This is a genomic window from Streptomyces nymphaeiformis (assembly GCF_014203895.1).
Classification (GTDB): Bacteria; Actinomycetota; Actinomycetes; order Streptomycetales; family Streptomycetaceae; genus Streptomyces; species Streptomyces nymphaeiformis.
Map to the genome: position 1 here is coordinate 389324 of NZ_JACHJY010000007.1, position 26721 is coordinate 416044.

At 69.9% G+C, this 26721-nt stretch carries 29 protein-coding genes and 2 pseudogenes; 20 read left to right on the top strand and 11 right to left on the bottom strand.

Annotated elements, in window-relative coordinates:
- Positions 1–18: 18 nt before the first annotated feature.
- The 9 genes from GGE06_RS25230 to GGE06_RS25270 form a co-directional block, all read right to left on the bottom strand.
- The gene (locus tag GGE06_RS25230) at positions 19–432 is read right to left on the bottom strand and encodes a hypothetical protein (RefSeq protein ID WP_184931815.1); all 414 of its coding nucleotides are present in this window, start codon (positions 430–432) and stop codon (positions 19–21) included.
- A 10-nt stretch (positions 433–442) separates the two neighbouring features.
- Positions 443–862 (bottom strand): hypothetical protein, encoded by a 420-nt coding sequence (locus tag GGE06_RS25235; protein WP_184931953.1) that lies wholly within the window; start codon positions 860–862, stop codon positions 443–445.
- A 23-nt stretch (positions 863–885) separates the two neighbouring features.
- Positions 886–1365, bottom strand: a complete 480-nt coding sequence (locus GGE06_RS25240) for a hypothetical protein (protein WP_184931816.1) — start codon at positions 1363–1365, stop codon at positions 886–888.
- Between the two features lie 105 nt (positions 1366–1470).
- The gene (locus GGE06_RS25245; protein WP_184931954.1) at positions 1471–1785 is read right to left on the bottom strand and encodes an SH3 domain-containing protein; all 315 of its coding nucleotides are present in this window, start codon (positions 1783–1785) and stop codon (positions 1471–1473) included.
- A 182-nt stretch (positions 1786–1967) separates the two neighbouring features.
- Positions 1968–2717 carry a hypothetical protein gene (locus GGE06_RS25250; RefSeq protein WP_184931817.1) on the bottom strand — a complete coding sequence of 250 codons (750 nt, stop codon included), beginning with the start codon at positions 2715–2717 and terminating at the stop codon, positions 1968–1970.
- A gap of 17 nt (positions 2718–2734) precedes the next feature.
- Positions 2735–3436, bottom strand: coding sequence for a hypothetical protein (locus tag GGE06_RS25255; RefSeq protein WP_184931818.1), 702 nt, complete (start codon positions 3434–3436; stop codon positions 2735–2737).
- A gap of 18 nt (positions 3437–3454) precedes the next feature.
- Entirely contained in the window at positions 3455–3934 is a 480-nt protein-coding gene (locus GGE06_RS25260) for a hypothetical protein (protein WP_184931819.1), read from the bottom strand.
- Positions 3931–4482: a DUF4913 domain-containing protein gene (locus GGE06_RS25265; protein ID WP_246532771.1), complete on the bottom strand. Its 552-nt coding sequence runs from the start codon at positions 4480–4482 to the stop codon at positions 3931–3933. Before GGE06_RS25265 ends, GGE06_RS25260 begins: the two co-directional genes overlap by 4 nt.
- Positions 4483–4716: 234 nt before the next feature.
- Positions 4717–5472 carry a DNA-methyltransferase gene (locus GGE06_RS25270; protein WP_184931821.1) on the bottom strand — a complete coding sequence of 252 codons (756 nt, stop codon included), beginning with the start codon at positions 5470–5472 and terminating at the stop codon, positions 4717–4719.
- 514 nt (positions 5473–5986) lie between these two features.
- Between GGE06_RS25270 and GGE06_RS25275 the strand changes: the two genes are divergently transcribed.
- The 9 genes and pseudogenes from GGE06_RS25275 to GGE06_RS42745 form a co-directional block, all read left to right on the top strand.
- Complete coding sequence (locus tag GGE06_RS25275; protein WP_184931822.1) at positions 5987–7099, top strand: C40 family peptidase; 1113 nt, start codon at positions 5987–5989, stop codon at positions 7097–7099.
- A gap of 102 nt (positions 7100–7201) precedes the next feature.
- Positions 7202–7516: a DUF6112 family protein gene (locus GGE06_RS25280; protein ID WP_184931823.1), complete on the top strand. Its 315-nt coding sequence runs from the start codon at positions 7202–7204 to the stop codon at positions 7514–7516.
- Positions 7516–8208, top strand: a complete 693-nt coding sequence (locus tag GGE06_RS25285) for a hypothetical protein (protein WP_184931824.1) — start codon at positions 7516–7518, stop codon at positions 8206–8208. The genes GGE06_RS25280 and GGE06_RS25285 overlap by 1 nt, the downstream gene beginning before the upstream one ends.
- A 36-nt stretch (positions 8209–8244) precedes the next feature.
- Positions 8245–9624 carry an SCO6881 family protein gene (locus GGE06_RS25290; RefSeq protein WP_184931825.1) on the top strand — a complete coding sequence of 460 codons (1380 nt, stop codon included), beginning with the start codon at positions 8245–8247 and terminating at the stop codon, positions 9622–9624.
- 81 nt (positions 9625–9705) lie between these two features.
- The gene (locus GGE06_RS25295) at positions 9706–11178 is read left to right on the top strand and encodes an SCO6880 family protein (protein WP_184931826.1); all 1473 of its coding nucleotides are present in this window, start codon (positions 9706–9708) and stop codon (positions 11176–11178) included.
- A 94-nt stretch (positions 11179–11272) separates the two neighbouring features.
- Positions 11273–11734, top strand: coding sequence for a DUF6238 family protein (locus GGE06_RS25300; protein ID WP_184931827.1), 462 nt, complete (start codon positions 11273–11275; stop codon positions 11732–11734).
- 28 nt (positions 11735–11762) lie between these two features.
- Entirely contained in the window at positions 11763–13277 is a 1515-nt protein-coding gene (locus GGE06_RS25305) for a VirB4 family type IV secretion system protein (protein ID WP_184931828.1), read from the top strand.
- Positions 13278–13391: 114 nt separating this feature from the next.
- Positions 13392–13880, top strand: coding sequence for a hypothetical protein (locus GGE06_RS25310; RefSeq protein WP_184931829.1), 489 nt, complete (start codon positions 13392–13394; stop codon positions 13878–13880).
- 328 nt (positions 13881–14208) lie between these two features.
- Positions 14209–14671: pseudogene (locus GGE06_RS42745) on the top strand (transposase); the annotation flags it as partial.
- Positions 14672–14675: 4 nt separating this feature from the next.
- On the opposite strand, the gene GGE06_RS25315 reads toward GGE06_RS42745, so the two are convergent.
- Together GGE06_RS25315 and GGE06_RS42750 are read right to left on the bottom strand one after the other, a co-directional pair.
- Positions 14676–17033 carry a hypothetical protein gene (locus GGE06_RS25315; protein WP_184931830.1) on the bottom strand — a complete coding sequence of 786 codons (2358 nt, stop codon included), beginning with the start codon at positions 17031–17033 and terminating at the stop codon, positions 14676–14678.
- 318 nt (positions 17034–17351) lie between these two features.
- Positions 17352–17721: pseudogene (locus GGE06_RS42750) on the bottom strand (transposase); the annotation flags it as partial.
- Between the two features lie 331 nt (positions 17722–18052).
- On the opposite strand from GGE06_RS42750, the gene GGE06_RS25320 reads away from it, so the two are divergent.
- The 11 genes from GGE06_RS25320 to GGE06_RS25370 all read left to right on the top strand — a co-directional run bounded on the left by GGE06_RS25320 (position 18053) and on the right by GGE06_RS25370 (position 26701).
- Positions 18053–18832 (top strand): hypothetical protein, encoded by a 780-nt coding sequence (locus GGE06_RS25320; RefSeq protein WP_184931831.1) that lies wholly within the window; start codon positions 18053–18055, stop codon positions 18830–18832.
- Positions 18833–18916: 84 nt separating this feature from the next.
- On the top strand, positions 18917–19660 hold the full coding sequence (locus GGE06_RS25325) for a glycosyltransferase family 2 protein (RefSeq protein WP_184931955.1): 744 nt from the start codon (positions 18917–18919) through the stop codon (positions 19658–19660).
- Positions 19653–20942 carry a hypothetical protein gene (locus GGE06_RS43800; RefSeq protein WP_312883300.1) on the top strand — a complete coding sequence of 430 codons (1290 nt, stop codon included), beginning with the start codon at positions 19653–19655 and terminating at the stop codon, positions 20940–20942. The genes GGE06_RS25325 and GGE06_RS43800 overlap by 8 nt, the downstream gene beginning before the upstream one ends.
- Positions 20873–21250: a hypothetical protein gene (locus GGE06_RS25335; RefSeq protein ID WP_312883299.1), complete on the top strand. Its 378-nt coding sequence runs from the start codon at positions 20873–20875 to the stop codon at positions 21248–21250. Before GGE06_RS43800 ends, GGE06_RS25335 begins: the two co-directional genes overlap by 70 nt.
- Positions 21247–21591, top strand: coding sequence for a hypothetical protein (locus GGE06_RS25340; RefSeq protein ID WP_184931833.1), 345 nt, complete (start codon positions 21247–21249; stop codon positions 21589–21591). The genes GGE06_RS25335 and GGE06_RS25340 overlap by 4 nt, the downstream gene beginning before the upstream one ends.
- Before the next feature lie 89 nt (positions 21592–21680).
- Positions 21681–22784, top strand: a complete 1104-nt coding sequence (locus GGE06_RS25345) for a hypothetical protein (RefSeq protein WP_184931834.1) — start codon at positions 21681–21683, stop codon at positions 22782–22784.
- Between the two features lie 30 nt (positions 22785–22814).
- Complete coding sequence (locus GGE06_RS25350; protein ID WP_246532735.1) at positions 22815–24086, top strand: MFS transporter; 1272 nt, start codon at positions 22815–22817, stop codon at positions 24084–24086.
- Positions 24087–24130: 44 nt separating this feature from the next.
- Positions 24131–24628, top strand: coding sequence for a hypothetical protein (locus GGE06_RS25355; RefSeq protein WP_184931835.1), 498 nt, complete (start codon positions 24131–24133; stop codon positions 24626–24628).
- Positions 24629–24727: 99 nt separating this feature from the next.
- Positions 24728–25153 carry a hypothetical protein gene (locus GGE06_RS25360; RefSeq protein ID WP_184931836.1) on the top strand — a complete coding sequence of 142 codons (426 nt, stop codon included), beginning with the start codon at positions 24728–24730 and terminating at the stop codon, positions 25151–25153.
- Positions 25150–25992: a relaxase/mobilization nuclease gene (locus GGE06_RS25365; RefSeq protein ID WP_184931837.1), complete on the top strand. Its 843-nt coding sequence runs from the start codon at positions 25150–25152 to the stop codon at positions 25990–25992. The genes GGE06_RS25360 and GGE06_RS25365 overlap by 4 nt, the downstream gene beginning before the upstream one ends.
- Before the next feature lie 13 nt (positions 25993–26005).
- Positions 26006–26701 (top strand): hypothetical protein, encoded by a 696-nt coding sequence (locus tag GGE06_RS25370; RefSeq protein WP_184931838.1) that lies wholly within the window; start codon positions 26006–26008, stop codon positions 26699–26701.
- Positions 26702–26721 lie beyond the last annotated feature (20 nt).

Here is a 26721-nt window from a genome sequence, read left to right on the forward strand (position 1 = left end):
GAGGGATTGGCCTGCGGGTCAGCGGCTTCGCGTCGCGCTTGGGGCCGGACGGGGCGGAGCCGGTACGGGCGACGCGGAGGCCGGCGGTGAGGGTGCCGGGGCCGAGGTACGGGTCAGGCTCTGCAGAACGGCGAAGGCCGACTTGGTCTGTGCGTCGCGGGCGGCGACGGCTTCGGCGAGCCGGCGGGACCCGTCGAGGAGGTGGGAGACCTCGTGCCGGTCGATCTGCCGTTGCGGGTTCAGGAGCCGGGCGAGCTGATCGCGGTGGAAGGCGATGCTGCGCTCGGCGAGGGCGAGGTCGGTGTGCATGCCGAGCAGGGCGGCGAGCATCCCAGGCGGCTGGTCTCGGGCGTGGGCTTCGAGGTCGGCGAGCGGCGCGCCGTACAGGTCCTCGATCCGTCCGGCTATCTCGGTGGACGTGGGGTGGGGCAAGCGGGGGCTTTCACGGTCGGCGGGGCCGGGCCGCCCCGGCATGCGGAGGTGCCGGGGCGGAGGACGGGGCCAGGGTGGTGGTGGCCCTGAGCCGGGTCATGCGGACGGGCCGGGGCCGCTGGGCGGGCGAGGGCATGGTGCGCAGCAGCTCGCCGAGCGCGGTGCAGTAGCCGTCGCGGGCTTCGAGCGCCGCCTCCAGCCACTGTGCGTCGAAGCGGAGCTGGTCCGCCGACAGCTCGCCCATGTCGCGGTCCGGTCGCATGTCCGCGTGGACGCGGTCACGGACGCGGGCGACCTGTTCCTCGGTCAGGGCGAGGAAGGAGCGCAACTCCATGGCCCGGGCGAGCGCGGGAGAAGCATCGGGGCCGGCAGCCGCCTCATACAGCTCGGGGACCGGGGCGCCGAAGACCTCTTGCAGCTCGCCGTCCATGGTGCTGGTCTTGAATCGCACGCTCACCGGGCGGCCCTTCCCGCTCGGGCCACCGCCGGCACGGGTACTCCCGCAGGCCGGCGTGCCGGGCTGGTCGGCACCGCCGGCCCTGTTCGGGAACGGAGGCGGGCCAGGCGTTCGGTGGCGAGACCTTTCTTCCCTGGAGCGTCCGGGTCGAGGAGCCACCGCACGACCAGGGCCCGGCCGTCGCGGGCGGTGACGGCCGCGTTCACGCGGTGGGCGAGGTCCATCGTCGGGTCGTCGACTTCGCTGGGCTGGGTCTCCAGCGCGGCGAGCAGGTCGTCCTCCGCGCGGTCGAGCACCGCCTGGGCGTCGAGAAGCAGACCGTGCCACTTGACGACGTCGGTGACGTCAGGGTTCGCGGCCGGATCGTCGGTGACCACGGCCTTCAAGTGGTCCATGCCCATTCCGAAGTGGGCTTCGATCCGTGCGGTGAGCACGCCCACGACGTCTTCACCGACGTCGGGTATGTCGTCAGACAAGGGGAAGGTTTCCTTTCCGGAAGGGCGGTACCGGAGGGGAAGGCGGGGAGTTTGCGGGCGTCCCGGAGGCTCAGCCGGTGGGGCGGTAAGGGCGCGGGGCGGCTCTCAGTCGAGGCACATGCGGACGTCTCGATAGACGTACGTGCCGGAGACCCAGCCCTTAACGCCCGTTGTCCTGTCCGTGATGTAGAGCCAGTTACCGCTCTTCTTGTGCACGGTGAACTTGTGGCTGCGGTAGAGGATGCCGCGAGCGGTGGAGTTCGTGGCGGCCTTCGACCGGATGGTGACGGCCGCGGTGTGCACCTCGTACGGCAGCGGCGGCAGGTCGTAACAGCTGCTCGCGAGGGCCGTAGGCGCGGCGGCGGGTGCCGCGCTGGCGGTGGTGGCGGACAGCACCGGCAGGGTGATGGCGCCGAGCATCGCCGCGGTGATGGCAATTCGGGTGGAGCGCATGCGGAAAAGACCTCCGTAAAGGCATAGGGATGGCGTGGGTGGCCGCTGCGGGCGTCGTCCCGGCGGCTGCAATAAGAGTCCGGAGAATCGCCGGTTTGGCTAACCGGCGATCGTCGGCTATGTTTCGCCGCTTTCGTCGGCGGTGGTGCTCAGCGCGAGCGGCCGGGAGGGTGTGGGGCAGGGGCCTTGGGCAAGCCCGTCGGGCGGGTGGCTGCGGCTGCCGGGCGGACCGGCGGGAGGGGCGCGGCCTTACCGGTGAGCCGGTCGTCGCACCAACGCAGGGCCTCGTCCTTGGTGTCGAAGCCACCCTCGCGCAGGGTGTGGGTCCACGCGTCGGTGTCGACCTCTTCGACCAGGACGCGGAACGGACTGGGGGCCCGCTCGTCCAAGGCGCGCAGCGCCACGACGGTGAGCATGTCGTCCGGGTCGTCGCGGGTGTAGGAGTAGCCCATGGCGTAGTGGTCGCCGTCGCCGGAGAGACGGCGTTCCAGTGCGCGCGTCGCCTCGTCCGCCGCCGGTGGCCCCAGCTCGGGGTTGAGGCCGATGGCGTCGGGCGGGCAGCCACGGTGGATGAGCCAGGACTGCGCCATCGCCGGCAGCGGCAGCCGTTCCCCCTCGAAGGTGAACGTCCTTTTGTCCCGGTCCCGTTGCAGGTGCAGGGCCATCAGCTGCGGCATACCGGGGATTCCCCAGGTGACGGATCCGTCGAACAACACGTAATAGCTGTGCACGCCATCGGCGGAGTGGTGCTCGGCGAGCGGAGTGAGCATGTCCCGGCCGACGCCGACCTGGCGATCAAAGTCGAGGAGGACCTCTTCGTCGGCGTCGAAGTCGTCCAGGTCGAAATCAACGACGGGGATGGACTTCCGGGCGGGCGCCGGATCGGTGGAGGACAACAAGAGCCTTTCGGTGGGATTCAGCGCCGCCGCCCCAGGGTGGACGGCCATGCCCCAGGCCGGGCCGGGGGCTTCGGCACCTGCGTGGTGGTAGGCGGCCGGCGGGCGGCGAACAGCGCGGCGCGGCCGGCGTCGGTCAGAGCGACCGGCTGGCCAGCGTGCAAGGGGTGGCTCGCGTCCCGGACGATCAGGCCGGCGTCCTCCAGCTTCCGCACCTCGGCATAAGGGATGCGGGTGCCGGAGGCGACGGTCACGGACAGCCGGCCGGTCAGCAGGTGCTCGTAGAGCTTGGCTCCGCCGGCGATGGCGAGCAGTGCCGCCTGGTCTTCGGTCGTGAGCGTTCCTTCCCCGCGGACCGGTGCTGCTGTGGCGACCTCGATGGGTTCCAGGGCCGCGAGCACCTTGCGGGCGGCGGCGTCACGTGCGTCGGCGGCCTCCTCCATCTGGTCCACGGCACGGTCGACGCGCTCGAACCAGGCGGTGTCGACGGGGAACTCGCCGCTGGAGAGGCGGTTGAGGAGCTTGAGGTGGAACGTGACGCTGGTCTGGGCCTTGGCCAGCTCGCGGTGCTGGTCGACCAGACGGGCGTGCGGTTCGTCGAGGACACCGCGGTCGCGAAAGGCCCATAGCGTGTCGACGTCATGACCGGTGACGGCTTCGATGCGGTGGTCGAGCGGAGAAACCGCACGCCGAGCTGCCGCCGGCGCGGGCTCAGGGGGCATAGGCGACGCTCCACGGGTTCAGCGGGTGTGTTGGTGCGCGGGGTTCTGCGCAGGGCGGGGCAGGCCCGGCATGCCGGAGAGCGGCGGACCGGGACGGGGGACGGGGGCGCGGGTGGTGAGCTGCGGGGAGCGGGAGCGTGCCGCGTGGATGCGGGCGCTGAGCGGCCGGCGCGTCATCCCCAGGCGGCGGCCGACCTCGTCGTAGACGTCGTTGCCCGCGCGCGGCCGGACCGCGACGACGTGGATCTCCCGCTGATGTGTGGACTCCGCGGGCGCGGGGCGGAGCCCGTAGACGACGCGCCAGTCCTTGCGTGCGTCCACGAACAGCTTGCGGTAGCCCTCCAGGTCTCCGGTCAGGCGCAGTCCGAAACGCTCGGCGTTCACAACTTCCTGGAGGTAGGCGAGGGTGAGATCGCGAATATCGCCAGGCGCCTGCAGGAGGTCGGTTAGAGCACGGGGGTCGAAGCTCAGGCCGAAGGCCGGCTGTCCCGCGCTCATGACGCCGACTCGTCCAGCTCCGCGGAACCGGCCGGCTGCGCTGCGCTCGCCGTTTCCGTACGGGCGGACGGCGGCGGGCCGGGCAGCAGGCGGTGCGCGGGCCGGTCCGGAGAGGTCATGCAGGCCGACAGCGGGCCGCCGGGCGCGCGGATCGCCGCGATGGCGTGGGTGAGGAAGTCCCGGTGCCACACGAACATCCCGGCCAGGCCAGCGTCGGGTTCCTTATGCTGCTGGTAGGCGAGCCACAGGGCATGCAGCCAGGCCACGACGTCGTCGTGCTCCTGCCACTGCAGGCACCAGGGCGCCGCGGTGGTGACCTCCGACCCGTAGACCGGGAGGAGGAAGTCGTCCACCCAGTCTGACAAGGCGTCCAGTTCGTCCTCGCGCTCCTCCCCTGCGAGTTCCAGAATCGGGCGAGGCTCCGGCGGAGCGGCGGGAGGCCGCCCGCCGAACCCGGGCATGCCGAACTCAGCGAACGGCGATCGGTCCGGGCCCGGAGCGGAGGAGAGATGGTCGAGCTGCCGGGCCTGCTGCGCCGACTGCTCCATGAGCCGCCGGACGCTCGCCTCGATTCCCTCCAGCTGCGGATCCGGAATGCGAACCGGCTCCAGCATCCCGCCGTCCGCGGGTTCTGTGGATTCGGGCATGAAAAGTACGGCCTCCAATGAGACACGGATGGCGGCACACAGACCGGCCGGCGAGTGACGAGCACGCTCCGGCGTGAAACCGCAAGGGACTGGAAAAGAGAGCCGATTGCCGCCAAGGGCAGCGCAGTTGAAGCTCTAGACGGCGAGAACCACGTCGTCCTGCGTCAGGGTCTCGCGGACCGTCTCGGTAAGCCGGTCGGCCGCGATCGACGCATAGTGCGCGGTCTTCTCAACCCCGATGAAGTCGCGGCCCTCCAGCAGGGCGGCGACGCCGGTGGAGCCGGATCCGGCACAGAAGTCGAGCACCGTGCCGCCCAGCGGGGCGATCTTGACCAGTTCGCGCATCACCTCGACGGGCTTCTGGGTGATGTGCTGGCGCTTCGCTCCCGAGGGCTGCGAGGCGCTGTACATGCCCGGCAGGTAGACAGGGTTCCGGGAGCCGTCGATCGCCCCCTTCGACGCCCAGACGATGAACTCACAGTTCTGCGTAAACCGGCCCTTCTGCGGCCTGGCCTGCGGCTTGTGCCAGGCAAGCACCCCACGCCACAGCCAGCCGGCCGCCTGAATCGCGTCCGTGGTGACCGGGAGTTGGCGCCAGTCGGTGAACAGCAGAGCGGTGCCGCCCTCCTTCGTCAGGCGGTGGGATTCGGTCATGATCTGCGTCAGCCAGAATCCGTACGACCGCTGGTCCATGTTCTCGCCGGTGAAGTCCGGCAGGGCGTGCTGGGCATCGGCGGAGGTGTACTTCGCCTTGGCGGAGCGGGTAGTGCGCTCCTTCGCGGTCCGCCCGCCGCTGTTGTACGGCGGGTCGGTGATGACGGAGTCGACGCAGTCGTCCGGCAGACCGGCAAGAACGCTGAGGGCATCACCGTGGTGCAGGGAAAAAGGCAAAGAGGAACCCCAATTCGGGTGTGGAAGCACAGAGGGAACTGCCCGTCGCGCGAAAGGAGTCCTCGCGGGCCGAAGGTGGGCATGCAGAAGCCCAGGGCCGCAGACCGAGGAGGGCGAGGGGAGTCCAAAAACTGTAGAGGCGAAAACGCCGACGACCAAGAAGTGCATGGCCGAGGTGCCGAATTCCGGCACCTTCCGCGCTACTTTTTGGTCAGCCGCCAATTCGCGCCTACTGTTTTTGAACCGCCCGGCGCACACCGCCGCTGGCTCCTCCCCTGCCCTTCCTCACGGAGGTTCCCTCTGCCCCGGCCCACCTAGCTGACGGCCCGGCCGCATGGAGCGAGCGGCAACTCGCCCGCGCCGGCTCGTACCGATCGCCCACCCCGGCTGCCGCGCCCTTCCGACACGCCTCGCGCGCGCGGCACGCCGGACACCGCACCCCGAAGGACACGTCCATGACGTCTCGCTACCCACCCCTGCCCGAAACCGCTGATCCGCGAGCCATCCGAACCGGTTGAAGGCGCTCGCCGCCGGTATCGGCGCCGTCTTCCTCTCCCCGCTCCTGATCGCCGGCACCGGCATGACGCTGGCCGCCTCCGCCGAAGCCGTGCAGGCCACCGGCTCCGTCGGCAACTGCCTGACGGACATCGACGCCGGCAAGGTCGCCGACCAGGTCACCAAGATTCTCGACGGGGCGTCCGGCGAGGATGTCCGCGTCGAGGGCCTGGACCTGCCGACCGAGCAGATCCCCCACGCCCAGACGATCGTGGCCACCGGCATCAGCCTCGACGTCCCGGAGAAGGGGCAGATCATCGCGCTCGCCACGGCGATGCAGGAGAGCCGGCTGCGCAACCTCAACTACGGCGACAGGGACAGCCTGGGCCTGTTCCAGCAGCGGCCCTCCCAGGGCTGGGGCACCGCCCAGCAGATCCGTGACCCGGTCTACGCGAGCGAGCGCTTCTACAAGGCTCTTCTCGCCGTGGACGGCTGGCAGCAGATGACCGTCGCCCAGGCCGCCCAAGCCGTCCAGAAGTCCGGCTTCCCGGACGCGTACGCGCAGTGGGAGCCGTTGGCGACCGCCCTGCAGAAGGCCATCGCCGCCACCTTCCCCGGTAACTCGGACGGCGCCGGCGACGAGACCGGTGACACCGCCTCCTCGAGCTGTAGCACGCAGGACGGGTCCCAGTACGGGCCGATCCCCGAGGGTGCCGTCCCGAAGAGCTACTCGATCCCGAAGGACGCCGACCCTCGCGCCCGAACGGCGATCGACTGGGCGATGCACCAGCTCGGCACGATGTACCAGTGGGGCGGCTCGTGCACGGCCCCGCACGGCCGTGACCCGATGGGCCGCTGCGACTGCAGCTCGCTGATGCAGCAGGCGTACGCCAAGGCCGGCATCCAGCTCACTCGCACCACGTACACGCAGGTCAACGAAGGCAAGGCCGTTTCCGTCAAGGCACTCAAGCCTGGCGACCTGATCTTCAGTCGCGGTACCGCGGCCCGTCCGGAACATGTCGGCATGTACATGGGCGAGGGGCTCGTGATCGAGGCCCCGCGCACCGGCAGGCCCGTCCGGATCACGCCGCTCAAGGACTGGGACGTCCTCGCCGCCCGCCGCGTCCTCTGACGCCGGCCCCTTCTCGCGCCGCTCGCGCGCTCCTCCTCCCCTTCTTCCTCACCTCCGCCCGGGCCCGCTCAGCCTGCGCACGCAAGGAGCCCCGCTACAGCCATGCCTCTCCCTCTCGCAGACCACGTCCTCCAGCTCGCCTTCGACCCCGGGATCTCGCCCAAGGGCGGCGGCCTGCCTGGCCTCGCCGTGCTGAAGAACGTCGTCAACTCGATCAACATGTTCGGGATCATCGCCGTCGTCGGCGCTCTCGCCGTCTCGCTCGGCGTGTGGGCCTGGGGCCACCACACCGGTGGCCACCAGGCCGAGGCCAACGGCAAGAAGGGCGCGGTCGTTGCGGCCGGCGCCGCCCTCGGCCTCGGCGCCGCCAACGGCATCGTGAGCTTCTTCTCGGCCCTCGGGTCGCAGGTCCAGTGATGCAGAAACGATCCCCCTCCCTTTCGCTGTCCTCGTACGGCGCCGACTGGTCCGCCAACCGGCGCATCGCGATCGTCGCGTCCGTCGTCGCCGTCCTGCTGGCTGTCGCCACGGTCGTCGCCTGGCTGTCCGGCGGCAACAACGGCCAGCAGGCCCCGGACACCGCCGCTCCGGTCCCGGCGCCGAGCACGTCCTCCTCCGAGGCCGCCCCGAAGCCCGCGGCCGGATCCGGGTCCGTTCCCCATCCTCCGCGGATCGCCGAGCCGGTCGCCTACGCCAAGGCCGCGGCCCAGATACTGTGGTCCTACGACACCCGGACCACCAGCCGCGACCACCAACTCGCCGGTATGCGGGCGTGGATGACCAGCGAGGCCAAGTACGCAGACTGGGCCTCCGTCGTCGGGCAGGTGCCCGATCCGGTGCTGTGGTCGCGGATGGCCGACCAGGACCAGCACGCCACCGGAACGGCCCTCGAAGGCCACTACCCCGGAGCGTTCAAGCATGCCCTGGCCGAGGACCCCTCCGCGATCACGAAGGCGTACATCTACGTCGTCACCGTCAACGGCAAGCAGCAGATCGCCTGGAAGAAGGGCGGCGCCGGGGCCGAGGAGCGCGCCGTGACCCTCGCCGTGCAGTGCCGCCCCAGCCACGACTGCTCTCTTGCCGCCATCGCTCCGAGCGTCACGCAGTGACCCGCGCCTGAGACAAGAAAGGAGGAGTAACTCCTCGTGGGTTTCTGTGACTTCCCCCTGGCAGACAAGCTGTGCGCCGTCGGCGACGCGGTGGACTTCGCCTCCAACCCCGGCAAGGCGATCGGCGACTGGATGGCGAAGTCGGCAGGCGAGCTGGCCGCCGCTGCCGCCGACCTGGCCGCCGAGGCCGTCGACACCACCACCAAGGTGGACCTGAACGCCGGATGGTTCCGCGACAACTACGAGACGCTGCTGCCGCTGGGCCTGGTCCTGCTGGTCGCGACGTTCTGCGCACAGCTGGTCCGGGCCGCCGTGCGCCGCGACGGACAAGCCCTCACCCAGGCATTCACCGGCACCATGGGCGGCGTCCTGTTCGCCTTCTGCGCCATCGCCTTCACCACGGTCGCCGTCGAAGTCGTCGACGCGATCTCCGACGGCCTGTTCAAGACCGCGCAGCTGGACATCGCCTCAGCCGTGCGCCGCATCGTGAAGGTCAACCAGATCGGCGCCCTCGCCGGACTGGGCTGGCTCGTACCGGTCGTCGCCGGCCTCGGTGCCGCGATCGGCGCGATCCTCTACTGGTGCGTCATGATGGTCCGCAAGGTGGGCATCCTGGTCATGGTCACCCTGGCGATCTTCGCATCCGCCGGAGGCGGCTGGGAGGTCGCTCGGCGCTGGCGTCGGGGCTGGATCGAGGCCACCGCCACCCTCGTGGTCAGCAAGCTGCTGATGACCGTGATCTTCGTGCTCGGCATCGCCGCCATGGGCCGGACGGAGGCCAAGGACGGTGTGGCCGCCCTCGCCGACGTCATGGCCGGCATCGTCATCATGGTTCTCGTACTGCTTTGCCCGTACGCCCTTTTCAAGTTCGTGCACTGGGCGGCCGAGGGCACCGACGGCGAGTCCATCCACCGGGCCGGCGGCGCCGGAGCCCAGATCGCCAAGGCCCATGCCGAGAAGGCCGCCCGGAAGGCCGCCGCAGCGGCGGCCACCGCCGGAACCGGCGGTGCGGCAGCCGGAGTGAGCGCCGCCCCGCAGGGCCCGTCCGCGGCTGGTGGCGGTGGCTTCCCCGGCGACATCGCCTCCCACCCGACCGGCGCAGGTGGAGAAGGCAAGGAAGGCTCGTCGAGCGGCGGAACGGGCGTCTCGCCCGGTGGTGATGCCATCAAGTCCGGTCTGGAGAAGGCCGTCCAGCCCGCACCGACGAGCGTGTCCGCCGACACCAGCGGCCAGGTGGGCGGCAGCCCGGGGCAGGGCGGTTCCGGAACGAACCCCGCGTCCGGCCAGGGCGGCGGATGGCAGTCCACTCCGCCGACCACGACCCCACCGCCGCAGGGCGCATCCCCGTCCTTCGGCTCACAGAACGCCACGTCCGGCGGACCGGCCTCACCGCCGCCGCCTCCGGCCGGCCTCTGATCCCCTGCCCGACTACCGGGGGCGGGACGTGCACGCCACCTCCCGCCCCCGGGTTCCACCCGCGTCCCCAGGACCCGTCCCTTGACTGATCTCTCCGTCGCCCCGGTCACGGTGAAGTTCCCGCACCGGTCCCGCCGCGGCATCCTCCTCGGCCTCTCCCTGCCCCAACTGGTCCTCCTCTCCGCCACCCTGGCCCTGCTGCTGATGACGGTGGTCTCCACCGGGCTGCTCGGCGCCGTCACCCTGGCTCCCCTGTGGGCGGCCTCCGGTGCGCTCGTCGCGATCCGCCGGCACGGCCGCTCCCTCATCGACTGGATGCCGATCGTCGCTCGCCACGCGCACCGCCGCCGCACCGGCCAGACTCTCTGGCTCGCCCGACCCGTCACCCGCCCCCGGCAGGACGGCGTCCTGCACCTGCCCGGCAGCGCCGCCTCCCTCAAGGTGGTCACCCCCGGCGACTCCGCCAACGGCGCCGCGGCCGTGCACGACCCCCACCAGCAGACGCTGACCGCCATCGCCCGCGTCAGCAGCCGGGCCTTCGCCCTCCTCGACCCCGCCACCCAGAATCACAACGTGACCAGCTGGGGACGCGCACTGGCGAGCATCGCCCGCAGCGGGCACATCGCCACCGTGCAGGTCCTGGAACGCACCGTCCCCGACAGCGGCGACACCCTCACCCGCCACTGGACCCAGAACGGGCAGCCCCAGGCCCCGGTCGCAGGCCAGATCTACTCCGAGCTGGTCGCCTCGGCCGGCCCCGCCGCAGCCCCGCACGAGACCTACCTCGCCATCTCCCTCGACCTCAAGGCCGCCAAGCGGCTCATCGCTCAGGCAGGCGGAGGCTTGCCCGGAGCGTTCACCGTCATGGAGCAGACCACCGCCTCCATCGCCCAGGCCGCCCGCACCGCCGGCCTCCAGGTCACCAGATGGCTCAGCTCGCGGGAGATCGCAGCCGTTATCCGCACCGCCTACGACCCGAAGGCCCTCGGCGCACGCCAGCAGTGGTCCGAGACGGGCCGCGCCGAGGCCGACCCGGCCGCCGCCGGGCCCGTCGTCCAGGTCGAGGAGTACGACCGCATCGCCACCGACAGCGCACGGCATGCGACGTACTGGGTGGAGAACTGGCCGCGCACCGAGATCGGGGCCGGATTCCTGCACGGGCTGATGTTCACGGCCGGCGTGCGGCGCAGCCTCTCCCTTATATACGTGCCGCAGGGGCTCGAGTCCGCGCTGCGGGACGTCCAGCGGAAGAAGGCCGCGATCATCGCCGACGCCAACGAACGAGCCCGCCGGGGACAGGTCGACAGCGAGGAAGACTCCGTCGAGTACGCCGACGTCAAAACCCGCGAACGCCAGCTCATCGCCGGTCACGCCGACGTGGCCCTCACGGGTCTGATCACCGTCACAGCCGAGACCGACGCCCTCCTGGACGCCGCCTGCGCGCAGATCGAAACCCACGCCGTCACCTCGGGCGTCGACCTGCGCCGACTCAACTACCAGCAGCCGGACGCCTTCGCCCTCAGCGCGCTCCCGCTCGCCCGGACCGCCCTGTGACCCAGGCCCGCCCCGGTCCTGCTGGCCCCCTCCGATCGTCTGCGGCGGAACCTCCGTCGCCACCCCTGCCTTCCGGCAGGAAGGACCACCACCTTTGATCTCCCCCGCCCACCCGGCCGACGCCCACCCCTATCTCCGCGCCGCGAACGCCGGAGTACGCCACCACACCCGCGCGCTGGCACCGTCGGACACTAGCCCGCCCCCGCCGGCGGACCGCCTGCACCTCGACGTGCTCCACGCCCACCTCACCACCGTGCACCAGCTCCTCGACCGGCTCGCCGAGACCACCCGGCCACCGCACCCGGCAGCCGGCCGTCACCTGGCCACCGCTCACACCCACCTGTGGCAGGCCGCCAGCGAAGTCCACGCCGCCTTCCACCTGCTGCCCAGCAGCACGACGGCGGGCACCGAGTCGAGCACGTGCCGTCCGGAACGGCTGCCCGAGGGACCGCCCGTGCTGACCATCTGCCAGCGCCACCTCGCCGCCGGCCACGTCGTCCGGCGCAAGACCACCCCCACCGACCTCCGCGCGCACACCACGGCCTGCGCGCGATGAGTACGACCCGCAGAAACGAGGGCCTCCGATGAGTCACCGGCCCGCCCGCCGCGCCCGCCGCGCCTCCGCGTCTCCTCTGTTCACCCCCCACGGAACCGACCGGGCCAGCCGAAAGGCCGCTCGCCGACAGCTCGCCGAAGCCGCCGCCAAGGCCCGCGCGGAAGCCAGCGCCCACCAGGCCGAGACCACATCGGCCGACCACGAGACACCGGCCCCGCTCTACCCTCCGGGCGGACGCCCCGGCCCTGCCTCCGCCCGCCACAACCGACTCAGACTCCCCGCCCACCGCATGACCACCGCTGTGGCCGCCGGCGCGTATCCGTTCCTCGCCGAAGGCGGGCTCGGCACGGAAGGCATCTACATCGGGCGCGACGTCCACGCCGAGGCGTCGTTCGTCTTCGACCCGTTCGCGCTGTACGGCAAGGTCGAGGGCTTCACCAACCCGAACCTCCTCCTGGCCGGCGTCATCGGCCAGGGCAAGAGCGCGCTGGCCAAGTCCTTCGCGCTGCGTTCGATCGCCTTCGGATACCGCGTCTACGTCCCGTGTGACCCGAAGGGCGAGTGGACACCGGTGGCAGAAGCCCTCGGCGGACGGTCCGTGGCCCTCGGTCCCGGACTGCCCGGCCGTCTGAACCCGCTCGACGCGGCCCCGCGCCCAGAGAGCGTCTCGGAGGCCGACTGGGTCGGCGAGATCCGCAAACGACGCCTGCTCCTGCTCGGCTCCCTCGCCCGGACCGTCCTGGGCCGGGACCTGATGCCCATGGAGCACACCGCCCTGGACATCGCCCTGGACGCCGTCGTCAGCCACGCTGCCGCCACCGCCCGCACCCCGCTCCTGGGTGACGTCGCCGCGACCCTCAACGATCCCCGGGCACTCGACGAGGCCGCCGGGATCATGTCCGGGCAGCTCGGCGACGCCGCCCGCGACCTGGCACACGCGATGCGGCGCCTGGTTCACGGCGACCTCGCCGGCATGTTCGACGCCCCCTCCACCGTCGCCTTCGACCCGAACGCGCCGATGCTCACCATCGACCTCTCCCGGCTCGGCGGCTCCGGAGACGACACCGCGCTGGTGTTGGCGATGACCTGCGCCTCCGCCTGGATGGAGTCCGCCCTGTCCGATCCGTCCGGCGGGCGACGCTGGATCGTGTACGACGAGGCATGGCGCCTGATGCGCCACGTCGGCCTGCTGCAGCGGATGCAGGCCCAGTGGAAGCTCTCCCGCGGCCTCGGAATCGCCAACCTCCTGGTGATCCACCGCCTGTCCGACCTGCTCACCGCCGGCGACGCCGGATCACAGGGCCGCGCGCTCGCCGAGGGCCTCCTTGCCGACTGCTCCACCCGCATCATCTACCGCCAGGAAAACGACCAGCTCCAGGCCGCAGCCTCCCTGCTCGGCCTCACCTCGGTCGAGATGGACGCCATCGCGCACCTGAACCGCGGGCGGGGCCTGTGGAAGGTCGCCGGACGATCCTTCATCGTTCAACATCTCTTGCACAGTCACGAGCTGGCGCTCTTCGACACCGACGCCCGAATGCACTGACCCTCCGCGCGTTCACGCCGGCCGACCAGCACTCACGCCCCTGGTCAGCTCATCCATCGTTCTCAGGTGCGCGGCTCAACGCCGCACGTCCGAAGACCTTTTCGGAGGCATCGCATGCCCACTTCGGCAGTCCCCTCTGCCTCGGCCTCGCCCTGCTCCAGGCGCCAGACCGCCTCATGGGAGCACATCAAAATCGCCGGGCTCATCGCGCTCGGGTTGCTGGCCGCCTTCGACTTCCTGCCCAGGTTCAATGACCCCGCACTTCCCCCGCTTGTCTCCCTGTTGTTCCTGGCTGCCGTCGACGGGCTGATCGCCCTGACCGTCGCCGCCATCATCGGGCTGCGCTCCGTCCCGTTCGAAGGGGATGGCTTCTGGCCGCTGCTGGCCCCCGTCATCGCCGTGCGCGCCGTCGCGGTCCTCGTCTCCGGTGGCCTTGGGGTCCCGCAAGGCCCGGCAGCCATATGCCTGTCCGCTTGCGCGCCCCTCCTCCTCGTCGGTTCCGTAGCCCTGTACTTTCTCGTCACCAAGCACATCACGGGCTTCGCCGGCCATGGGGAACGCGACTTCAACCGGGACCCGACCCAGTGCGGTGACCACCGGTGATACCTGGCTCCGAACCGCACAACGGCGATGCGGCACCTGACGCTCTCCACCGATGGGCCCGCCGGGACGCCGAACCCTTCCTGGCCGCGCACCCGCTCCCGGACGAGCCGTTGCCGCTCCCCGACCTGAATCCGTACCTCACGGCGCTGGCCGAGGCGGAGACACCCGCCGAGGTCAGCGCCGTTACCCACCAGCTCTTCGGAGCCACCGCACCCCTGCTCGATCACATCGCCAGCCACTTCGTGGCCCTCGCCCTCTGGGCCGGCCACGAGCACCGTCACACGCCTAAGACCGTGTCCTATGTGGTGAGGCGTCGCTGGCCTCGGTGTTGGGGCGGGGTACGTGGATTTGGATCGTTCCGGACGGGATGCGGTAGGTCATGGAACGGCTGTCCCTCCGCCGAGACTGCGGCTGCGGGGCAGTGAAACACAAGACACGCCTGAGACGGTGTTCGCCTCGATCATCTATGTCCTGGTCAGCGGGTGCACTTGGCGGGCTCTGCCACCCAGCTTTGGGATGTCGAAAGGTGACGGCTCACCGCCGGTTTCTGACCTGGTCACGAGCCGGCGTTTGAGAGGCGGCTGCACGTGGAGGTCCTAGACCGCCTCGACCACGCGGGCCTCCTCGGCCTCTCCCGCGCCATCCCCGTATCCGCCCGTGATCTCGCTAAGAAAGGGGGGCGAACTCACGGGTCCGCGCCCTGTGGACCGGGGGGCGCAGGGTCCAAGACGCACGTCCTGTCGGACGCGAAAGGGCTGCCGCTCCCGGTCGGCGTCTCGGCCGCCAGGACATGGCCTAACTACCGTCAGCCATACGGCCCGTTTTCCAATGGGTTGGTTCCGGAAGATCAAGTAGTGCGGCCGTCAGAGCGTAGTCCGCTTCGTCAGGGTCTAGCTCCTCACTAACTGCCATCCAAGCTGCCTCGAAGCCAGCACAGAGACGCTGTACAGCTGACTCGTCCACGGTCTGCATAAAAGCGCCATCACGTCGCATTGCTGAAATCCACTGACCGCTGAGATGTATAGGCGAGTATAGAGAATCTTCACTCACATCGGAGCTTATTCCCTCAAAGCGACGAACAATCGCTTCCTTCTTCCTCTCGATGTACCCTTTCGCATTCCCCGGGTTGGACCATGCAGCGTCGTCAAGCAAGTCGTCGAGTTCCGGCAGTTGGGACGGCAGGTCATATTTCGCGAGTAGTGCAGGATCGGAAGTATTTTGGATGACCTGTAGCAAATTCTCCCGATCGGGCCAGTTGCGCCCTCTATCGGCAGTGATTCGATAGACGCACTCCCACACTCTTTTTTCATTTACTAGCCATTCCCTGAGAACGTATTTCTCTACCCCAGAGGGGCTACGCCGCATGCGCCAGGTGTGCTCCATAACGTGGGCACACCCTACGAGTAGCTGCTGATCATACGCCGTAATCTCTGTATACATGGGTCGATTGGGCCTGTGGTGATCAGGGGCGAAATGTGGATAGGCTTTTCGCTCAAAATGAATAAAGCAATCCTCTTGGCGCAATTCTTCCAGGTCCGGATCCTCTATCAAGAGCCACGATCGCTTGATAGAAAGAAAATCTCGCTGTCGCGACCTGGCAGCGTTTTCCAGTTGACCCACTGCCTTACGGGCCAGATCCTCGCGATTCAAATTTCCCGGCAGATGGCCCTGCATTGCCACTGCGTACGTGCAGGCCGCGTTATAGCTGTCCTGCCATGGAGTCCAGGGCCAGTGCCACCAAAATCTCGCACCTTTAATTTTCCTTTCGAGATCCTCCGGCACGGTTGGCCATGCCATCTTCTTCGCGCTATCCGGAACCATTGAAGTGCCGTGGTCAGCCCAAGCCAACCGGAGTGGTGCCCAGACATCGCGGTTTATCCGAAGTGATGGTCCGGTCAGGTTCTGCTTGTGATGAGGTCGAAATATCCAGAGCCGAACCCCCCACGGGTAGTCCTTTGCAAGTTGGCGCAACTCCTCCGAACAGGCGAGCTGAAATATTACTCGCACTACCTGCTCGTTGCGTCTGTTGAGTTGCGCTTTTAGCCATCCCTTAGCCTCGCCTGCGGCGATTGGACGGAGTGGGCCGGGAATTGGGGGGTACTTTCCTACCAAGGTGCGCCAGTACCGATCTATAAGAGCTGGCGTCATCATTTCTCGGATTTCCTGCCGAACACGCGCACGCCGAGGGCATTCACTAGTGTCGCCTCTGCACCATTGTTCCGCGGTGCGCTCCGACATACCGAGAACAACAGCGTATCGGTAACGTACTGTTAGGAGTCCGCTATGCCACCACCTGTAGCGCAGCCGGATCCGTTTCCAGGCTGGCCTCGCCAACCGCTTGTCCCGTTGTTTGCTATTCAGTCCGTCAAGCAGAAGGGCGCCGTAATAAGTTTCAAGTGCGTCAAGGTGCAGCCACATCTTCTCTTGCGTGCTGGCAAGCTGAGAACGCAGGAATAGATTAGTCGGATCGAGCCGCAATGCCGCATAATATCGATCGAGAGCCTCATCGAATCTTCGATCCTGACTGAACTGCTTCGCCTTTTGATAAGCGGCGAACAACTCCGGCTTGAGGTTGCGTCCGCGCCATTCACGCCATGGCGGAGTCCTGCTAGCCCTAGTAACCGGCACTAGTGTCGCCATCACTAAATAGGCAGCTGCGTCAACCGCCTGCTCCCAGGTGGTCTCCCAAAGGGTCTCCGTCCGGCTACCACCGAGCGCATATGAAGTGACAGTGACAGTGACACCAAAGCGCGGATCTTGTGGTCGCTCGCGCAGAACACCTGCGACGGTGTAGGAGATTTTTGGCCGAAGCCGGCTGAAAAGTCGGAGCAAACTCGTGCCCAGCTTTTTGGGATCAACATCTACGTCCCCCAAGAGATCCAGAAAATTCTCCCCAGGGGCATCAGCAGGTAGAGTCGTGGGTGGATATAGATTTGTTTCAGATAGTTGCTTGCGCAACTGTGCGGTGAGATCCTCCAACCGCTCCTTGCTTGCCGCAGTGGATGCCGTCAACTTCCGTACGGCCACTGGTCCGGGTTTGTAGGCGCTGGACGCGAGCATTGCTCGTCGCAAAGAGATGAAGAAGAGAAGTAGCAGGGCCAGGCAGGCGAGGCGCTCCGCCAGAGGCGCCCCATCCTTTCCAGTCGTAACCATGCGAGCTGCACCGTAAAATACTTGCATAATCCAGGAAGTTACGCTCCATGATTGCGGTGGGGGTGTCCCTGCATGGCCGGCTGCACGCAAGACAGCGACTAGGGAGAGAAGCACGGCGATAGACAACAGCCAAGCCCGCCTCGCGTGAGGCATGGGGAGTGGCGATCGGTCAGCAATAGGATGTCGCTCAAGTCGAGAAGACATAGCTGATCCTCTAGATCTAGCCCTCACCTACTAGTCTGATGCGGAACGGCAAGCAGGCAAGTCGGGCGGTCTGGTCGTTAACTCGCACCGCTAACTCACACCCGGTACCCCGCTCCCCCGGTCCACGAGGCTCGGACCTGTTAGTTCACCCCCTTTTAGCGCGATCATGGGCAGATAAGGGGAAGGCGCGGGAGAGATCGAGGAGGCCCGCGTCATCGGGCGGGCCTCCTCGTGCAGCTGGCCCCGTAACCAGATCAGGAACCGGCTGGCTTTGTTCACGAGTAGTGGCTCTGCCACACATTCCGTGAACAAAGCCAGCCAGCGGTGAGCCCTCGACTCTCGACATCCCAAAGCTGGGTGGCAGAGCCCGCCAAGTGCACCCGCTGACCAGGACATAGATGATCGAGGCGAACACCGTCTCAGGCGTGTCCTGTGTTTCACCGCCCCGCAGCCGCAGTCTCGGCGGAGGGATCAGCCGTTCCATGACCTACCGCATCCCGTCCGGAACGATCCAAATCCACGTACCCCGCCCCAACACCGAGGCCAGCGACGCCTCACCACATAGGACACGGACTAAGGCCGCACACCTCCTGCGTGAAGCTGGCCGCAGTATCCGGTCCGCTCTGATGCAGGTCGCCCGGGCGGACTGGGAGAACCTGCGAGCCCACTACGACCCGCCCGCCGTGGGCCCAGGCGAGGAACAGGCCGACCGGACGGCCGCTTCCCGCCCGTCTCCCCCGGGTCCTTCGGCCCCGTCCGGCCCCCCGCGTTCCCGTCGCTAGAAGCGTCCCCTCCCCTCGTCCTCCAGGGAGCACATGCTCACCTCACGCACGGATCTCTCCACTTTCGCCGCCGCCCTGGCCGACCGGCTGCCCGGCCGCTGGACCAGCGAGTACGAAGAACACGGCGCGTACGGCGCGCAGTTCGTTGCAGCCGAGGGTCTCTGGGACGCCGGCCACGTCGACCACATCGTCAGCCAGTACGTCCTCAGCCGCCACGCAGTCCTTTCCCACCCAGACGGACGACAGCTCTACATCACCGACCGGCCCTTGTACCGGCACCAGTTCGTCGTGGCACCGCTCGAACCCGTCGGCCCCCGTATCAAGCCGCATCACTTCACCGGCGTCGAGGAGCCGAACGGCATCGCCGTCCCCAACGAGCCCGCGCGCGCAGCCGCCCAGGTCGTCCTTCACCTGCTGCCCCGCTACCAGCACGCCCTGGACACCGTGCTGCGCAACGCGGCCGTCCAGCCCGACCCCCCGCACCGCCCCGGACCACCGCAGGTGGCCGACGTCGTCACTCTGACCTGGTCCGAGGACGGCGCACTCGGCGCTCCCTACAAGAGCGTCCCCGAAGACGCCCGGACAGCCTTCTACACCCACGGGTTCCACTACGACCCGCACCAGGCCGCGTTCCTGCTGCCCTCCCCGTACCGCCACGACGGCCTCGCTCTCCCCCTGCAATCCCTGGTCCACCACCTCGCCCAGAAGGGCATCGGCGTGAACCTCCGCCACAGCACCACACCGACCACCACGCCCGCCCGCCTGCCCGTTCCCGCGCCGACCAACGCCGCTGCCACCGCGCTCCACCGGTAGACCGGCGCCAGGCAGGTAGCCCCGAACCTCACCCGCCAGAAACTCGCCCCGCCCCGCTTACCGGAGTCTGCCCTGCCCACCCCCCTGATCACGGTCGTCATCGCCACCCGCCTGCGTGAAGACCGCCTGGACTACCTGACCGCCATGCACGCCAGCCTCACCCGGCAGTCCGTGCCCTGGGAGGCAGTGATCGCCCTCGACGGCGCCGACCCGAACCGGCTGCCCGGCCCTCTCGCGGCCGACCCGCGCATCCGCACACTCGCCCTGCCCCGCCCGGTCGGCGCCGCCTGCGCCCGCAACCTCGCGCTCACCCACGTCCGCACCAAGTACGTGAACTGGGCTGACGATGACGACGAGTTCACCGACGACGCCATGGCCGCACGGCTGTCCACCCTGGAATCGACCGGGGTCGGCTGGTGCGCCGGGTGGAGCGTGGACCTTCACCCCGACGGCTCGACACGCCTGTGGCGCTGCCCGCTGCCGCCCGGCCGGCACGAGGCCGGCGACGTCATGAACTACTGGGCACGGCCGCAGGACACGATCCCGATCGGGCCGACCACGATCCTCGCCCGCACCGACCTCGTGCGCGCGGCCCCGATGGGCGGCCTCGTCCAGGGCGAGGACTACATGGCGGCCGTCGGCGTCACCACCCTCGCCCCGGGGATCCTGCTGCGCCTGCCGGTGTACCGGTACCGCAAGCACCCGGGGCAGATGACGCAGCAGACGTCGTACGACCAGCTGGAGGCGGCGGCCCGCGAGCACGCACACAGCTACGGCCTCAGCCTGCGCACCGCCCTGCACTCACGTAAGACCGCCGCCCGTGGCTGACGCGCACATCGTCCTCACCTACGGCCGGGATGCCGGCATCGTCGCCATCGCCGGCGGCGAGCAGTACCGGTGGGCCCACACCGCACTGGAAGAGTCCGGCTGCCGCCGGGACGAGGCCGGCACCTACCGCCTGCCGGGCGGCGACGAAGCTGCCGCCCGTGCTGCGGTGGCCGGTCTCATCCGCTGTGCCGAACGGCACCGCACCAGCGTGTCCACCAGCAGCCGACCCTACATCGGCGACGCCGCTCGCGACATCGCCCGCCTTCTGCCCGGGCGATGGGACGCGGCGGTCGAGATCTACTCCCACCCCGTATGGCAGGAGGACCTCGCGGCGTGGCTGTGGGACAGCGGCGAACTCACCCGCGCCGTGCAAAGCACCCGCATCCTGTACGCCGCCACCCTCACCGAATCCGTGTCGGGGACGACCCTGCTGCTCGCCGAACGCCCCGGCCATCAACACGACTACCTGCTCGGCGCCCTCCCGCCTAAGCCATTCGGCGAGGGGCACGGCGACCGGCACGCCCCAGCGAGCATCATCCTGCCGCCCTTTCCCGGCCGCGCGGCGAAGGCGATCACGGAGCGGTTCCTCCCCGCCTACGATCGGGCCGTCCACGACCGCCGGACCGCGACCGTCACCGAGGCGCTCGACCGCATCCACACCGAGCACGACGCCTGGACGACCAAGGTCATCTCCGGCAGGTACAGCGACGCCTCCCCGCTCGGAGCTGACGCACTCGATGACTCCATCGAAACGTTCCTGGACAAAGCCTGGCCCGAATTCCTCAGCGTCATGCAGCACGCGCCCGCTCTGCTCGACAAATGCCGGCCCGCCGCCATTTGTCGAGCCCGGCGACACGCATGCTCTCGCGCGGCTGGCCGACTCCCTTGCTCACGCCGAGACCCTGGACGGCGGCACCCCGCTCAACCCGCGAGAGCGCCGCAGCCGGACATGGACGGCCATCAGCACGTGGCTGACGTACAGGGAACTGTTCCTGCGCCAGGTACGGGCCGCGGCCTCGCACAGGCCCTCCGCCCCGGCTGTCTCCGCGCCGTCGCGTGCTCTTCCGCCGGGCCGCCCCGCTCCCCGCCGCCGGCCTGCGGCATCACCACCGTAAGGAGCTTCCCTCTTTGGATCCTGGCACCCACTTCGCTTTCGGCACCCACGAGCAGCACGGCTTCGTTGCCGCTTTCAACTCCTCCCTTCCGGCACACCTGGCCCAGTGGTACCTCGTGCGGGAGCAGTTCGAGCCCGTCCCCGATCAACCGAGGCTGTTTCGGTTGACCGAGCCCGAGCGCGACGGCCCGCGCCGCACCCGCCAGGCCGTTCACGACCTGCGCCGCCACGGGTACACCGTGCACGCCGACGTCGCCCTTGACCCCGCCGCCTCGGCCAGCCCGCCACGCCCCGCCCGGTCCAACGGCTTGGCAGAGCGCCGCAACCGAGTCGCCCAGGCCGCCGCCGGCCGGTCACCGCAGCGCGCCCAGCCGCCGACCACCACCCTGCCCTCGGCGCGGCCGATCCCGCCGAAGCCCGCCTACGCCCACACTGTCCACCTGACCGCCTCCGCCGCAGCCGGACGGTCACGGTGACCCCCGAAACCGGGCAGATCCGCATCGCCCGTGGACGAGGCGGCGAGGTCGAAGTCGACGGCCCCGTCGACTCGTTCGCCGGAGACGTCCTGCGTCGCGCCGGCTTCCTGTTCGAGCCCTCCCTGAGCGGGCACTGGATCCGGCTGCCGTTCGACATGGGACGCGGCTGGGAGAACGAGCACGCGACCTGGGCGGCCGAGATGCTCGCCGTTGCCCGCTACCCGGTGCGCCTTGCACCCGACCTGCATCGCGACACCGCCGCAGCCACCGCCCCCACCAGGCCCGCACGCCCGCCGGCCATGACCGCACAAGCTCCTCCCGGCCGCCGGGCCGCCCGCTGACCCACACCAACCTGGAGAAGCAGATCCCCGACACCCGTACAACCGGCGTCGCCGCCCTCAGCGCCCAGGCTCGTAACTTCCGGTTGCGGATGGCGATGATCGGCCGCGAGACCGAGTCCGCGCTGGACATGACCCGCGACCGCTACGGCCGCACCGTCCGACCGGACGCCGCGGCAGAAATACGTGCCCACCGTGACCAGGCCGCCGTCGAGGCGTACACCACGTATCTCGCGCCGTGCGCCGAAGCCCTGCTCGATACCGCCCGCCGTGCGCTCGACGAACTGCCGCCCGCCCGGCACCAGGCCGGATGGCGGACCGTGCTGGACGGTCTCGCCGCCTCCACCGCAGCGATCCGCCGGGTACTCGACCAGCCGACCACGCCCGGCCCCGCAGGCGAACGCGCCCAGCACAACGCCCTGTGGCCACACCTCACCGCCTGGGCGGACCACGGCTTCATCGCCAGCCACCTGGCCGACCTCGACCAGCGCCAGCACCACAAGGCCCCGCTGACCGTCGAAGAGCGGCAGATGTGGACCGAGCGGGCCCGGGCCGCGCAGAAGCGGGGCGAGCTGGAGCTCACCGAGTCCTGGTACGCCGCCGACGGCCAGCCGATCACCCTCGCCTACCTGGTCGAGGACGACGACTCGACGGTGGTCGCGCTGAGAGGCGACCCGGACGCACCGGGCTGGCAGGTGATCGGCCACTACGCCCACGAATACGAAGCCGGCCAGATGCTGCCCGCCCCCGTTCCGCCCGGTGTACTGCGGGCCGACGCCTCCGAGTTCAACCGGGCCGAGCCCGCGCCCGAGGTGTCGCTGCAGGAACTCATCCGGAACGTCGTCGAGTCCCAGCACGCCGGTGACGCGTCCAACGCACTCCTCGGCGCCACCCAGCGCGGTCACGACGCGGGCCCGATGGTCCGCCTCCAGGAACTCCTGAAGACCGGCGCCCAGTTCGCCGGTGCGCTGGAGACCGTGCAGGGCCGGCAGATCGCCGCCCGGCTCGCCGCGCTCGGCCGGCAGATCGAGTTCCTCACCCGCGAAGTCGAGGAGGCGGCCGAGGACCTCGGCGCGACCGTCGCCGTCCTGCCGCCGCACCGCACTCCCGTGCCGCGCTTCCGCCCCGGCCCTGCCGTGGACACCGCACCGCCCACGCCGCCGCCTCGCACCAGCACGGCCGCCCGCCACCGCTGAGGCGTCGCCTCCTTCGAGAGAAAGTCCTTCTTGTCCCCGACCGCACCCCCGGCCCCGGCACCGCGCATCACCTACGGCGCGGTGCTGGGCAGCCCGTACGTCGCCCGCCTGCTCGGCGGCACCCTCACCGGCCGCCTCCCCAACGGCATGGCGCCCGTCGCCATCGTCCTGTGGGCCACTACGAGCGGCGGCAGCATCGCCTTCGGCGGGCTGCTCAGCGCCCTGTACGGGCTCGCGTCCGCGCTGGCCCAGCCGGTCAAGGGACGCCTCATGGACCGCTACGGCCAGACCGCGGTGCATCTTCCGGCCGCCCTGCTCAACTCGGCCCTCCTGGCAACACTTCCCCTGGCCGGACTGTACGGCGGACCAGGTCTGGCCACGGCCATCGTCGTCGCCGGCGGCCTGACCACGCCTGCTTTGGAGGCAGGGCTCCGGGCACTGTGGCCGAGCGTGCTGCCCGACCACCGGCTGCGGCACGCCGCGCTCGCCCTCGACACCGGCACCCAGGGCCTGCTGTACATCGCCGGCCCCCTGCTCGTCGCCGCGCTCGCCTCCACGTACGACCCGGCCGTCGCGCTCGCCGTCACCGCCGTCCTCGGCCTTACCGGCACCGCCGTGGTCGCCTTCGCTCCGCCGTCCCGGTGCTGGCGCCCGGCGCCGTCCGCACAGGCACCAGCAGGGATGGCGCACCGTCTGGCCGGCCCCGGCCTGATGCTGCTGTTCGTGTCCCTCGCCGGGATCGGGTTCGCGATCGGGGCCATGAACGTCTGGGCGATCGCCATGGCCAGGCACCACGAGCAGGAGCTGCTCTCCGGGATCCTGCCCGCCGCGTTCTCGACCGGCAGCTTCCTCGGCGGCCTCCTCTACGGACGACGCCGCTGGAGAGGCACCACCAGAAATCGACTGATCGGCGGCGGAACCTTCTTCCTGGCCGGTTGGCTCCCGCTCGTTGCTCTCCCGGGCCGGTACGCGGCCACCGCCGCGGTCGCCGTCCCCGGAGTGTTCCTGACCGTCGTGGTCGCGTGCGCCTACGTGACCACCGACTCCCTGACCCCCGCGGGCCGCACGAGCGAGGCGTACGCGTGGCTGATCCTGTCGATCGGCGTGGGGCAGTCCGCCGGCACCGCCCTGGCCGGACGCCTCGCCGAGCAGCCCCTCACCACCGCGGCGCTCCCTGCCGTCGGCGCGGCCTTCGCACTCGTCGTCCTGCTCGCCGCCCGCCGACGCCTCGGTCCCCCCGGATGCCTGAGCCGCCGCGGCCGGCACCGTCGCCCGCCCGGAGGCCGGCACAAGACGCCCTGATCCAGGGCGCCCCCACCTTCCCACCGTTTTGAGGAGAACCATCTATGGCCGTCCGTACGAAGTGGACTGTCGAGCACGCGTGCTCCCACCAGGTCATTCATGACCTGTCCGACCGCCCCGCCGACCGGCGGGCCGGCTTCGCCCGCTGGCTCGCCAGCCGGGACTGCACCGACTGCTGGAAGGCGGCCCGCGACGCCGACACAGAGTCCAAGGAGGAGTGGATCGCGGCCAAGCGAGCCGCGGAGCAGGAGGCTGCCGCCGCGTGGGCGAAGCAGTTCGACATGCCGCAGCTGGAGGGACCGGAGAAGGCTCTGGGATGGGGCGAGCGATCCCGTCACCAGCTGATGCTCTCCGCGCACACCGCCCTGGTCGTCGAGGGGTCGTGGGACGAGGCGGACTGGGCGGAGCTGGAAGACAAGGCCTGCTCGATCACCCGCGCCGGATGGTGGATCGACCAGCGCGACGCGGAGGGCTCTGACCTGCTCGAACTCCTCGACGCCGCCGACGAGGACGACTGCGGGACGGAGAACCCGTTCCGCTGACGGGGGCGGAACATAGCCGACGATCGCCGGTTAGCCAAACCGGCGATCCTCCGGACCATTGTTCCTCCCACCGCATCCGCTCCGCGTGGAAGGAAACGCATGTCCCAGCTCCCGCCTGATCCCGTGGTCGCGCTCACTCCGGACCCGCTCACTCCCGACCGGGACGTCACCCACGCCCACTTCCAGGCCGGTGACACGGTCGTCGTCCTGAAGGGGGTGGCCGGTGGCGAGCTGTGGGGCGACGCGATGCGCGTGGTCGCGCCGTCCTGGCATCTGCCGACCGACGAGGACGGCTGGCGCCTGCGTGACGCGACCGGCGGGCAGCAGTCCTACATCACCGCCCACCCCAGGTACCTCGTGCACCTCTCGCGCCGCTGCCCGGACTGCCTGATCCACCTGCGGGCCATGGAGGACGCCCTCCTGCCGAAGTACCCCGGCGACGACGCCCTGATCGACTGCGGCTGGTACACCACCACCGCCGTGGGCCAGCTGGTGCACGTCGCCGACGTCCGGGCCGGCCGGTGATCCCGCGTCTCCACGAGCAGTCCGACACCCCGTACGATGCGCTCGCCGAAGCCCTGGGGCGACCCATAGCGCCGAACGAGCGGCTTCCGGAACGCAGCGTCGTAGCCCATTGGCCGGGCCTGGATGACTATGCCCTGGAACCGAGGAAGACCTGGACGCTCGCCCGGTGGGCCGATCACCTCGACGAGGCCCTCCTGGAGCATCCGTTCGCCGCCGGCCCGGACGGCGATCGGCGGGCGATCCTCCACCTCGATGTCCGACTCCACCCCGACGACCGGCCGCTGACCGGCCCGGAGTGGGGTGAGGTCGCCCACCGGTTCGTACGCGCCGCCGGCGTCGAGATCCCGGGCAAGGGACACGGCTGCCAGTGGATCGCCGTCCAGGCCCGGCCCGGGCGCCTCGACCTGATCGCCAACCTGATCCACCTCGACGGCGCGTGGCACGCGCCGCCCGCCGATGTCCTGCGGCGTCTCACGGGCGAGGCCCGTCGCGTCGAAAAGGACCTGGGCCTGATCCCGGTGCGCACCGCCTCCACGGCTCGGGTCGCCTCCCGGCCAGTACCGGCGGTGTCGTCCCAGCTCGCGAGTGTGCTCGCGCAGCTCGCCGACGAGCAGGCCGGACCGCTGGCCACGGTCCGCGGACTCGTCGAGCACGCCGCACATCGCATCGCCCGCCTTCCCGGCGCCGCCGGTGTCGATGCCGCGCACCGCCTGGAGCTGATCGCCCACCGTCTCCACGGCATCCAGCAGGAGCTGGACACCACCGCCGCTGACCTGGCCAAGCCCCGGGTTGCCGCCGCACCGCCAGCGGCCCGGCTTCCTGCCCATCGAGCCTTGTAGGAGAAACGTCTCTTTGCCCCTTGCCGACCGCTTCCTGGACATCCGCCGCGACCCGCACTCCGACGAAGTCCTCGCGCGCGGCGGGGACCCCGAAGCGCACAGCATCCTCCAGCGCGCCGGGTTCGTCGCCGTCGTCCGTCTCCACGAGACCTACCACCGCGCCCCCACCGGCCTGGCCGAACCAGACGAGAACCGCCTCGCCAGCGACGCCGTCGCACGGCTTCGCGCCGCCGGGTACCACGTCGACTGTCACGAGGACTTCGACTCCGACTCCCGTCCGGCCAGTTACCTGCCGCTGGGCGCCTCCCTCACTCACCTCGCCCAGAGGATCCGCGAAGCCACCACCACCGACGAAGTGGCCGATGCTCTGACCGAGCTGACCGCCGCCCACGACGGCATCCTCACCGCTCTGGGCGAGGTGCTGGTTGCCAGCGCCGACTTCCATGACGGGCTCGGCCAGGCGTCCGACCCGTACACCGCCCGGCGGCTGCGCTACCTCGCCGACGAGCACCTCCTCGTCCTCCGCAGCGACCTCACCCACACCCGCAATGCGCTCGCCGACCGGCACGCCCCTCACCCCGGCCGCAGCACCTGCACCGAAGAGGTCCCCGCCACCGAACGCGAACGCTCCGCCGTGTGCGCCTGCCCGCCCCCGCCGCGCACGCTGCCGGCCCCGCCGCCCCCGGTCGCCGCCGGCCTGCGCCGCTGACCCTCACCTCGCCCAAGGAC

Excerpts from the sequence above, each read along its gene's own strand:
- GGE06_RS25265 (WP_246532771.1), bottom strand. The coding sequence starts at position 4,482 with ATGGAGCAGTCGGCGCAGCAGGCCCGGCAGCTCGACCATCTCTCCTCC.
- GGE06_RS25280 (WP_184931823.1), top strand. The coding sequence starts at position 7,202 with ATGCCTCTCCCTCTCGCAGACCACGTCCTCCAGCTCGCCTTCGACCCC.
- GGE06_RS25355 (WP_184931835.1), top strand. The coding sequence starts at position 24,131 with ATGGCCGTCCGTACGAAGTGGACTGTCGAGCACGCGTGCTCCCACCAG.
- GGE06_RS25315 (WP_184931830.1), bottom strand. The coding sequence starts at position 17,033 with ATGGTTACGACTGGAAAGGATGGGGCGCCTCTGGCGGAGCGCCTCGCC.
- GGE06_RS25245 (WP_184931954.1), bottom strand. The coding sequence starts at position 1,785 with ATGCTCGGCGCCATCACCCTGCCGGTGCTGTCCGCCACCACCGCCAGC.
- GGE06_RS25360 (WP_184931836.1), top strand. The coding sequence starts at position 24,728 with ATGTCCCAGCTCCCGCCTGATCCCGTGGTCGCGCTCACTCCGGACCCG.
- GGE06_RS25305 (WP_184931828.1), top strand. The coding sequence starts at position 11,763 with ATGAGTCACCGGCCCGCCCGCCGCGCCCGCCGCGCCTCCGCGTCTCCT.
- GGE06_RS25235 (WP_184931953.1), bottom strand. The coding sequence starts at position 862 with ATGGACGGCGAGCTGCAAGAGGTCTTCGGCGCCCCGGTCCCCGAGCTG.
- GGE06_RS25260 (WP_184931819.1), bottom strand. The coding sequence starts at position 3,934 with ATGAGCGCGGGACAGCCGGCCTTCGGCCTGAGCTTCGACCCCCGTGCT.
- GGE06_RS25345 (WP_184931834.1), top strand. The coding sequence starts at position 21,681 with ATGGCGATGATCGGCCGCGAGACCGAGTCCGCGCTGGACATGACCCGC.
- GGE06_RS25310 (WP_184931829.1), top strand. The coding sequence starts at position 13,392 with ATGCCCACTTCGGCAGTCCCCTCTGCCTCGGCCTCGCCCTGCTCCAGG.
- GGE06_RS25255 (WP_184931818.1), bottom strand. The coding sequence starts at position 3,436 with ATGCCCCCTGAGCCCGCGCCGGCGGCAGCTCGGCGTGCGGTTTCTCCG.
- GGE06_RS25320 (WP_184931831.1), top strand. The coding sequence starts at position 18,053 with ATGCTCACCTCACGCACGGATCTCTCCACTTTCGCCGCCGCCCTGGCC.
- GGE06_RS25285 (WP_184931824.1), top strand. The coding sequence starts at position 7,516 with ATGCAGAAACGATCCCCCTCCCTTTCGCTGTCCTCGTACGGCGCCGAC.